This window comes from Streptomyces sp. URMC 126, assembly GCF_051386555.1.
Classification (GTDB): Bacteria; Actinomycetota; Actinomycetes; order Streptomycetales; family Streptomycetaceae; genus Streptomyces.
The window spans coordinates 1-3640 of record NZ_JBPQTX010000481.1 but is presented as its reverse complement, the minus strand read 5'-3'; the positions used below and the strand labels follow the sequence as shown (position 1 = coordinate 3640).

Here is a 3640-nt window from a genome sequence, read left to right as displayed (position 1 = left end):
CTTCAGGGGGCTGGTGGTGCGGGTGGCGGCGGGAGGGGCGGGTGCCTTCCCGCCGGATTCCGTCGCCTCCCTTTCCGTCGTGGCGCGGGGACTTCCGCTTCTGTCTGTCGTGGCACGGGACTTCCCGCTCTGCCGTGGCACGGGACCTCCTGTGATGACACCGGGATTACCCGGCGGCCCGACGCCCGGGTCTCTTACGGGTGATCCCTGACGGCGGGAACCCCGCCGGACCGCCCGCCCGCCGACCATGGAGGGGTGGAAGGCCGCCGTGAAGCCCCGCCCCTGGTCCGCTGCCGCGCCTGTGCGAACCCGCTGTGGTGGGACATGACGCCCGTCCCCGGACTCGCGCCGGGGTGGTACTGCTCCGCCTGCAAGCACCCGCCGGAGCGCTACCGCAACACGGCCGCCGCCGCCCCGCTCTGCCCTGAGGGCTGCCCCAGCGCGATCGTGGAGACCGCGGCGAACGGAAGCCGCCGCTTCATCTGTCACCGGTCGTGACCGGAGGGTCGCCTGCGGGTGACCGCACCGGTCGTGCGCAACGGCGTACGACGGCACCCGGATTCGTCCGCTCCCGGCGGCGGGGGTGGAATGGGTCCATGACGGAGACCCCCACCGGCCCGGACGCGGGCCCGCCGCCGGAGATCCGCGCGGCCCTCGGCGCGCACACCACCCTCACCCTCGCCTACGGCGACGACGAGGGGCCACAGGCGTGCGCCGTGTTCTACGCGATGGGCAACGGCCTTTCGGGCGAGCCTGGTTCGGCTTCCGGGGTACACGGCGGCGAGCGTGGTGAAGAAGGTGGAGGAGGCGCGGGGTTTTCCCTCGTCTTCGTCACCTCCACCACCACGCGTCACGGCCGGGCCCTCGCGTCCGGGAACGCCCGCGTCGCCTTCACCGTGCAGCGCGACGACCAGGAGTGGACCGCCCTCACCGGCGTCCAGGGCCGTGGCACCTGCCGCCTCCTCGACGGCGAGGACCGCGCGGCGGCCTGGGACGCCTACCGCACCCGCTTTCCCTACGTGGAGCGTTCGGAGCGGCTGCGGCAGGCCATGGAGCGCGCCGAGCTGTGGGAGCTGCGCCCCGACTGGCTCCGACTCGTCGACAACGGACGGGGGTTCGGGCACCGGACGGAGTGGCGCCGGTAGCGGCACCGCTGCTGAGGAGGCGTGAGATTTGCGGTGCCAAACGGCAGGAAGGCGTGCCCAGCCGGTCGGATGATGAGAAAAGTAGGCACTCATACGGCGGGTACGGGGTGGAGCCCGGCCGGATCTCTCGTAGAGTTTTCGCGTGGGATCACTGCGCAATCCGATCGGGCCGCTTCCCTCCTCCATTTACTGGCGACGGAGGGGAGTTGCGCTTGCCGTGCTCGGCCTCCTCGTCCTCCTGGTGGTGTGGCTGCTCACGCTCGGCGGTGAGGACGGGCCGTCCGACGGCAAGAACGGCGCGTCCAAGGGCGGCGGTGACTCCGGTGGCGCCACGATCACGCCCGGTCCGACGCCGTCCGGCCCGCACTACAGCCAACGGCCGGGTGGCCGTGACGAGTCGAGCGGCAGCAGTGGCGGTTCGGGGAGCGGCGGCGGCAGTGGCGGCTCCGGTTCCGGCCAGGGCGGCGGCAGCGTCGGCGGTCTCGGGACGGTCGGCGGCGGCAGCGGTGGCGGAACCGGCGGTGCGGGCGGTACGGGCGGCGGCTCGGGTGGCGGCGGTTCCGCCGGAGGCGGCTCCGGGGTCGGCGGCGCCGGGGGTACGGGCAGTGGCCCGGGCGCGGGGCCGGCCGCGGGCGTGCTGGGGGCCGGTGACGCCAAGGTGCTGGCCAAGGGCTCCTCGGTGCCTGACTGCACGTCAGCTTCGTTCCGTGTGACGGTGCGCAGCGTCAAGGGCTCCTACGGGCCGGGTGAACGCCCGAAGTTCGAGATCGTGCTCAAGAACACGGGCAGTGGCGCCTGCAAGGTCGACATCGGGTCGCCGACCGCCGTCCTCAAGATCACCGACCCGGCCGGGACGCAGCACGTGTGGGCCTCCGACGACTGCCCGCGCGGTCGCGGCGAGGTGCTGGTGGAGGTGCCGGGCTCGGGCGAGACCAAGCGCACCCTGGAGTGGGACCGCAAGCGCAGTGCCCCGCAGTGCGCCGCGCCGACGGCCGGTTCCGTGGCGGTCGCGGGCACGTACCGGGTCGAGGTGAAGATCGGCGGCGTCGTCGACCAGGGGCAGTTCGTCCTGGACAAGGGCTGAGCGCCGGGCGTCGAGTCCGTACGGCGGAAAGAGTTCGTACAGCGAAAGAGGGGGTCCCGGCCGGGACCCCCTCTTTCATGACGTTCGGTTCGGGCCCTACACGTACCGTTCGAGGATCGACGACTCGGCCAGGCGGGACAGCCCCTCGCGGACCGAGCGGGCACGCGCCTCGCCGACGCCCTCCACGGCCTGGAGGTCGTCCACGCTGGCGGCCAGCAGCTTCTGCAGGCCGCCGAAGTGCTCCACCAGCCGCTCGATGATCGCGCCGGGCAGCCGCGGCACCTTGGCGAGCAGGCGGTAGCCGCGCGGCGAGACGGCCGAGTCCAGCGTCTCCGGCGAGCCGCTGTAGCCCAGGGCCCGGGCGACGATGGGCAGTTCGAGGAGCTCGGTGTGGGTGAGCGCGTCGAGCTCGGTGAGCGCCTCGGGGACCGTGCGGGTGCGCTTGGCGGTCGGCTCGGGGACGTAGTCCCGGACGACCAGGTCGCGCTCCGGCTCCACACCCGCGATCAGCTCGTCGAGCTGGAGCGAGAGCAGCCGGCCGTCGGTGCCCAGCTCGACGACGTACTCGGCGATCTCCGTGGCGATCCGCCGCACCATCTCCAGGCGCTGCGAGACGGCCGTGACGTCCCGGACGGTGACCAGGTCCTCGATCTCCAGGGCGGAGAGCGTGCCGGCCACCTCGTCCAGGCGGAGCTTGTACCGCTCCAGGGTGGCCAGCGCCTGGTTGGCGCGGGACAGGATCGCGCCGGACTCCTCCAGCACGCGCCGCTCCCCGTCCACGTACAGCGCGATCAGCCGCATGGACTGGCTCACGGAGACGACGGGGAAACCGCACTGGATCGAGACCCGCTGCGCTGTGCGGTGCCGGGTGCCGGTCTCCTCCGTGGGGATCGACGCGTCCGGCACGAGCTGTACGCCCGCCCGGACGATCTTGGTGATGTCCTTGTCGAGGATCAGCGCCCCGTCGAGCTTGCACAGCTCGCGGAGCCTGGTCGCGGTGAACTCCACGTCGAGGACGAAACCGCCGGTGCACATCGAATCGACGGTCTTGTCCATGCCGAGGACGATGAGCCCGCCCGTATTGCCGCGAAGAACGCGCTCAAGGCCGTCGCGCAGGGCCGTGCCGGGCGCGACGGCGCTCAGCGAAGCGCGCATCAGCCCGTCGGCATGGGAGCCACCGGAGCCGCCCCCGGCCCTGCCGGGGCCCGATGCCCGGTCGTTGGCTGCCACTGCACTCCTCCGGTCGCATGGTCAACGGTGGCCGCGGGCCGCCCCCGCGCCCCCGTTTCCGGTCGCGTGCTGGGGGAGGGCGGGACCAGGGGAAAGTCTACTGGCGCCGAGCCGATTGAAGAGGGGCGTCCTCCGGCCGGGCCCGCGCCGGAGCCTCCCCGGCCCCTTCCCCGGAGAGGGC

Annotated in this window: 4 protein-coding genes; 3 read left to right on the top strand and 1 reads right to left on the bottom strand. The window is 73.0% G+C overall.

Annotated features, from left to right (window positions below; all coding sequences use genetic code 11):
• The first annotated feature begins 255 nt into the window (after positions 1–255).
• The 3 genes from ACSNOK_RS31685 (at position 256) to ACSNOK_RS31675 (ending at position 2229) form a co-directional block, all read left to right on the top strand.
• Positions 256–498 carry a hypothetical protein gene (locus ACSNOK_RS31685; protein WP_436784246.1) on the top strand — a complete coding sequence of 81 codons (243 nt, stop codon included), beginning with the start codon at positions 256–258 and terminating at the stop codon, positions 496–498.
• Between the two features lie 98 nt (positions 499–596).
• Entirely contained in the window at positions 597–1145 is a 549-nt protein-coding gene (locus ACSNOK_RS31680; RefSeq protein WP_436784245.1) for a pyridoxamine 5'-phosphate oxidase, read from the top strand.
• A 217-nt stretch (positions 1146–1362) separates the two neighbouring features.
• Positions 1363–2229: a hypothetical protein gene (locus ACSNOK_RS31675; RefSeq protein ID WP_436784244.1), complete on the top strand. Its 867-nt coding sequence runs from the start codon at positions 1363–1365 to the stop codon at positions 2227–2229.
• 96 nt (positions 2230–2325) lie between these two features.
• On the opposite strand, the gene disA is transcribed toward ACSNOK_RS31675, so the two are convergent.
• Positions 2326–3459, bottom strand: a complete 1134-nt coding sequence (gene disA, locus ACSNOK_RS31670) for a DNA integrity scanning diadenylate cyclase DisA (RefSeq protein ID WP_436784243.1) — start codon at positions 3457–3459, stop codon at positions 2326–2328.
• Between the last annotated feature and the right edge of the window lie 181 nt (positions 3460–3640).